Source organism: Polymorphospora sp. NPDC050346 (assembly GCF_040655695.1).
Lineage (GTDB): Bacteria > Actinomycetota > Actinomycetes > Mycobacteriales > Micromonosporaceae > Polymorphospora > Polymorphospora lycopeni.
Genome location: NZ_JBFAKM010000003.1, coordinates 20899 through 27534, shown reverse-complemented (window position 1 = coordinate 27534; position 6636 = coordinate 20899). Strand labels below are relative to the sequence as shown.

Here is a 6636-nt window from a genome sequence, read left to right as displayed (position 1 = left end):
CAATGTGTTGGGCAGGGATGTGTCAGTCATCAACACCAACACCAACGAGGTCGAAAGAACCATTGTCGTGCCGCCACACCACGAGGAACGGGGCGAGATGACAGACGCCGGTGCCCGTACGCCGTCCGACGGCGACGGGCTGTCCGCGGTCAAGCGCGAACTGCTCGCCAGGCTGCGCAAGGGCAACGCGCCCGTGGCGGCCAGCCGCATCCCGCGTGCCCCGGCCGACGGACCGGCGCGGCTGTCGTTCTCCCAGGAGCGGGTCTGGCTGACCAGCCAGCTCGCCGGGGACGTGCCGGCGTTCAACCTCGGTGGCGCGGTGCGGCTGAGGCTGCCGGTCGGGCCGGAGACCCTGGCCGCGGCCCTGGCCGACGTCGCCGCCCGGCACGACAGCCTGCGTACCACGGTCGAGGTCGTCGACGGCCGCCCCCGGCCGGTCGTCGCGGCGGCGGTCCCGGTGACCGTCCCGCTCACCGACCTGTCCGGCACCCCGGACCCGGCCGACGGCATCGAGGACCGGATCCGCGAGGTCATCCTGCGGCCGTACCGGCTCGACACCGCACCGCTGTGGCGGGTCGAACTGATCCGGCTCGCCGCCGACGACCACGTCCTGGTCATCGCCGCCCACCACCTGATCACCGACGCCGCCTCGATCATGTTCGTCCTGCACGAGCTGGCGTTCCCCGACCGGCGGCCGGCGCTGCCGGTCTCCTACACCGACTACGCCGCCTGGCAGCGGGCCGAGTTCGACGGCGGCCGGCACGACGCCCAGTCGGCGTTCTGGCGCCGGAAGCTGGCCGCGCTGCCGCCGCCGCTGGAGCTGCCGACCGACCGGCCCCGGCCGCCGGAGCCCGACTACGCCGGCAGCACCCTGGTCCTGACCACCCCGGCGGCGACCGGCGAGGCGCTGCGCACGCTGGCCCGCGCCGAGGACACCACCGTCTACACCGTCGTGCTGACGGCGCTGAAGGTGCTGCTGGCCCGGCAGACCGGCCGGACCGACATCGTGGTCGGCACCCAGGTCACCGGCCGCAGCCTGCCCGAGTTGCAGAACCTGGTCGGCATGTTCGTCAACGTCGTCCCGGTCCGCACCTCGCTGGCCCCCGACGCCACCGCCGGCGAGGGGACGACCGGCACCGTCGGCTTCCGCGAGGTGCTGCGCCGGGTCCGGCACAACCTCGCCGAGGCCATGGCCCACCAGGACGTACCGTTCGAGACCCTGGTCCGCGACCTGCGCGGCGACGCCGACCGCAGCTTCCCGCCACTGGTCCAGGTCGCCTGCAACATGCCGGTCCAGGACACCGACCACCCGCTCGGCGAAGAGATCCCGATGCCGATCGCGCCGGGCGGCTCGCTGCTCGACCTGACCGTGCACGTCATCCCGCGGCCGGACGCCTCACTGGAGATCCAGTTCGAGTACGCCAGCTCGCTGTTCGACGCCACGACCGTCGAGCGGCTCGCGGAGCAGCACCGCCGGCTGCTCGCGGCCGTCGGCACCGACCCCGACGTCGACTGGCGCACCGCAGACCTGCTCGGCGCCGACGCCCGCCGGGACGCGCTGGCCGCCGGTACCGGCGCCCCGGCCGCCCGGACCGAACTGCTGCCGGCCCTGGTCGCGACGCAGGCGGCGGCCACCCCCGACGCGACCGCCGTCGAGGCGGCCGCCGGACGGCTGACGTACGCCGGCCTGACCGCCGCCGCCGACGCGCTCGCCGACCGGCTGCGCGCCGCCGGCGTACGACCCGGCGCGGTCGTCGCCCTCTGCCTCGACCGCGGCCTCGACCTGCAGGTCGCCACCCTGGCCGCCTGGCGGGCCGGTGCCGCGTTCCTGCCGCTGGACACCGAGCACCCGCCGGCCCGCTGGGCGCTGCTGCTCGACACCGCCGGGGCGCCGGCCGTCGTCGCCGACCCGCAGCGGGCCGAGGCGCTGCGCGCGGTCGTCCCGGCCGGCTGCGCCGTCGTCGAGACCGCCGACCCCGCCGTCCCGGCCGGAGCCGGCAACCCGGCCGGAGCCGCGACCGTCGGCGCGGCGGAGGAACCCGCCGCCGACGCCCCCGCGTACGTCATGTTCACCTCCGGCTCCACCGGCCGCCCCAAGGGCGTCGTCGTCACCCACGGCGCCATCGCCAACCGGGTCGTCTGGTCGGTGCACGCCCAGAAGCTCGGCCCGGACGACCGGGTGCTGGCCAAGACCCGGGTCGGCTTCGACGCCGCCGTCCTGGAGTGGTACGCCCCGCTGGTCGCCGGCGGCACCGTCGTCATGGCCGGTCCCGGCCTCGAACGCGACCCGGCCGGCCTGGTGCGGGCGGTGGCCGACACCGGCGCGACCGTGCTGCAACTGGTCCCGTCGGTGCTGCGGGCCATGCTCGACCAGCCCGGCTGGGACCGCTGCACCGCGCTGCGCCAGGTCTGGTCGGCCGGCGAGCCGCTCGACTACGCCCTGGTCCGCCGGCTCACCGACCGGCTTCCGGTCGCCGTGTGGAACACGTACGGGCCGACCGAGTGCGCGATCGACGTCACCGCGTACGCCGTACCGGCCGGGCCACGGACCGGACCGGTGCCGATCGGTGGCCCCGTCGACGGCGTACGGACCCTCGTCCTCGACCCGTACGGCCAGCCGACCCCGCCCGGCGTCCCCGGCGAGCTGTGCGTCGGCGGTGCCGCCGTCGGCGGCGGCTACCTCGGCCAGCCGGACCTGACCGCCGAACGCTTCGTCCCCGACCCGTACGGCCCGCCCGGCGCCCGCGTCTACCGCACCGGCGACCAGGTCCGGCGCCGCGCCGACGGGGTGCTGGAGTTCGTCGGCCGGGTCGACGACCAGATCAAGGTCAACGGGGTACGGGTCGAGCCGGCCGAGGTCCGGGCCGCGCTCGCCGACCACCCCCGGGTACGGCAGTGCGTCGTCGTCGGCCACACCGGACCCGACAACACCCGCCGGCTGGTCGCCTACCTGGTCGCCGACGGCGACGTCGACACCGCCGAACTGCGCGAGTTCCTGCGCGGCCGGCTGCCCGAGGCGATGGTGCCCGGCGTCTACGTGCCGCTGCCCGCACTGCCGCTGACCCCGAACGGCAAGGTCGACCGGGCCGCCCTGCCGGCACCGGACCTGTCCACCGTCGGCGTCACGTACGTCGCCCCGGTCACCGACGCCGAGAAGGCGGTCGCCGACGCCTGGGCCGACGTGCTCGGCGTGGAGCGGGTCGGGCTGCGCGACGACTTCTTCGCCCTCGGCGGCCACTCGCTCCAGCTCGGCCAGCTCGCCGTCCGGCTGCGCGAGCGCAGCGGCGTCGAGGTGTCCATCCGGGACCTGTTCGCCGCGCTGACCGTACGCGGCCACGCCGACCTGATCGCCGCCGCGGGCGGCGAGACGCCGCCGCCGGTCGTACCGGTCGCCGGCACCGGGCCGCTGCCGCTGTCGTTCGGCCAGCGCCGGCTGTGGTTCCTCGACAAGCTCAACCCGGACAGCATCGAATACCTCACCCCGGTCTTCGTGCCGGTGCCCGGCCCGGCCGACCCCGACCTCGTCGCCCGTACCCTGGGTGACCTGGTCGCCCGGCACGAGGCGCTGCGGACCCGCTACGTCGTCGTCGACGGCGAACCGGTCCAGGTCATCGACCCGCCGGGCCAGGTGCCGCTGCGCGTGGTCGACATCCCCGGGGAGCCGACCGCGGCCGTCTTCGCCGACGACATGTCGCGCGGCTTCGACCTCGAGGCCGGCCCGGTGCTGCGGGCCGTGCTGGCCCGGCCGGCGGCCGGCGACGCCGTACTGCTGCTCCTGATCCACCACATCGCCTGCGACGGCTGGTCGACCGCGGTCCTCGGCCGCGAGTTCGCCGAGATCCACGCCGCGCACCGCGCCGGCCGGCCGGCGGACCTGCCCGACCTGTCGCTGCGCTACGCCGACTTCGCCAGCTGGCAGCTGTCCTGGCTGTCCGGCGAGGTCCTGGACCGGCAGCTCGACCACTGGCGGGACCGGCTCGCCGGCCTGCCCACCCTGGAACTGCCGACCGACCGGGTCCGGCCCGCCGTACGCGACCCGCGCGGCGCGGCCGTCGCCTTCGAGGTGCCCGGCGCCGTCGCCGGGCCGCTGCTGGCCGCCGGCCGGTCCCGGGGTGCGAGCCCGTTCATGACCCTGCTGGCCGCGTTCGGGGTGCTGCTGTCCCGCTACAGCGGGCAGCGCGACCTCGCGGTCGGCTCGCCGGTCGCCGGCCGCCCGGTGCCGCAGTCGCACGACCTGGTCGGGGTCTTCATCAACACCCTGGTGCTGCGGCTCGACCTGTCCGGCGCCCCGACCTTCGGCGAACTGCTCGACCGGGTCCGGGCCACCACGATGTCGGCCTTCGCCCACCAGGACCTGCCGTTCGACCGGCTGGTCGAAGAGGTCCGCACCGACCGCGACCTGTCCCGCAACCCGCTCTACGACGTCCTGTTCGACCTGCACGAGGACGGCCACGCCGGCTACGTGCCGACGACCGGTGTGCAGGACGCGCCGCTGGCCGCCCGGCAGGACCTCGGCCTGATCATGCGGCGGCACGCCGACGGCGCGGTGAGCGGCATGCTGGAGTACGCGACCGCGCTGTTCGACCGGCCGACCGTCGACCGGATGATCGGCCACTACCTGCGGCTGCTGGAGCAGGTCGCCGCCGACCCCGACGTGGCCGTCGCCGACCTCGAACTGCTCACCGGTGCCGAACGCGACCTGCTCGGCGCGTGGAACGACACCGCCCGCCCGGTGCCGGCGGCGACCCTGCCGGAGCTGCTGCGCCGGCAGGCGGCGGCGACCCCGGACGCGCCGGCCGTCGTCTTCGACGGCACCACGCTGACGTACGCCGAACTCGACGCCCGCACCGACCGGCTGGCCGCGCTGCTCGCCGCGCGCGGCGCCGGCCCGGAACGGTTCGTCGCCGTCGCCGTGCCGCGCAGTGTCGAACTGGTCGTCGCCCTGGTCGCGGTGCTGAAGTCCGGTGCCGCGTACGTGCCGGTCGACCCCGGCTACCCGGCCGACCGGATCGCCTACCTGCTCGCCGACGCGCACGCCGAACTGCTCCTGACCGCCTCGGTCGTGGTCGGCGTGCTGCCGGCCGTCGACACCCCGGTGCTGGTCCTCGACGACCCGGCCACCGCCGCCGCCCTCGAGGCCGCCACCGCGACGCCGACACCGCCCGGGCCGGCGAACCCGGCGTACGTCATCTACACCTCCGGCTCCACCGGCCGGCCCAAGGGCGTCGTGGTCCCGCACGCCGGCATCGTCAACCGGCTGCTGTGGATGCAGGACCGCTACGGCCTCACCGCCGACGACCGGGTGCTGCAGAAGACGCCGTCGTCGTTCGACGTGTCGGTGTGGGAGTTCTTCTGGCCGCTGCTGACCGGGGCGACGCTGGTGCTGGCCCGCCCCGAGGGGCACCGCGACGCCGCCTACCTGGCCGGCGTGATCCGCGACCGGGGGATCACCACCATCCACTTCGTACCGTCGATGCTGGACGCGTTCCTCGGCCACCCGGGCGTCGCCGACGGCGCCGCGCCGCGCCGGGTCATCTGCTCCGGCGAGGCCCTCGGCCCGGCGCTGCGCGACCGGTTCTTCGAGCTGTTCGACACCGAACTGCACAACCTGTACGGCCCCACCGAGGCGTCGGTCGACGTCACCTCCTGGCAGTGCGCGCCCGGCCGGCCGGGCGAGCCGGTCCCGATCGGCCACCCGGTGTGGAACACCCGGCTCTACGTCCTCGACGCCGAACTGCGGCCGGTGCCGCCCGGCGTACCGGGGGAGCTGTACCTGGCCGGTGTCCAGCTCGCCCGCGGCTACCTGCGCCGGCCGGACCTGACCGCCGAGCGGTTCGTCCCCGACCCGTACGTCGCGGGGGAGCGGATGTACCGCACCGGCGACGTCGCCCGGTTCCGCGCCGACGGGGCGGTGGAGTACGTCGGCCGCGCCGACCACCAGCTGAAGATCCGTGGCTACCGGGTCGAGCCGGCCGAGATCCAGGCGGTGCTCACCGCCCACCCCGGCGTACGCGAGGCGGTCGTGGTCGCCGTCGACCGCGACGGCGACCGGCAACTGGTGGCGTACTGGACCCCGGCCGGCGACCCCGGACCGGACGGCGCCGCCCCGGCCGGACCGGACGGCGACGAGCTGACCGACCACTGCTGGGAGCACCTGCCGGAGCCGATGATCCCGCAGTTCTGGGTCCGGCTGGACAGCCTGCCGCTGACCGAGAACGGCAAGGTCGACCGCAAGGCGCTGCCGGCGCCGGAGCTGTCGGCGACCGCGCTGACCGGCACCGAGACGGTCGCCCCGCGCACCGTCGCCGAGGAGCGGATCGCCGAGATCTGGACCGAACTGCTCGGCATCGAGGTCGGCGTACACCACAACTTCTTCGCCGTCGGCGGCCACTCGATCCTGGCCGTCCGCCTGATCTCCCGCATCGCCGAGGAGTTCGACGTCGAACTGCCGCTGCGGCTGGTCTTCGAACGCGCCACCATCGCCGCCCTCGCCCAGGCGGTGGAGGACGAGATCCGGGCCGAGATCGCCCGGCTCACCGACGCCGAGGTGGCCGCCCTTTCCGACGACGCCGCCGCCCCGGCGGCGCCGACCGATCCCGACCCGGCCGCCGCGCCGGCACAGTGACAACCCGATGG

General features: G+C 75.5%; 1 protein-coding gene. It reads left to right on the top strand.

Going from position 1 to position 6636, the window contains the following annotated elements; all coding sequences use genetic code 11:
- Positions 1-97: 97 nt before the first annotated feature.
- Entirely contained in the window at positions 98-6625 is a 6528-nt protein-coding gene (locus AB0I42_RS04635; RefSeq protein ID WP_357534174.1) for an amino acid adenylation domain-containing protein, read from the top strand.
- The last annotated feature ends 11 nt before the right edge of the window (positions 6626-6636 follow it).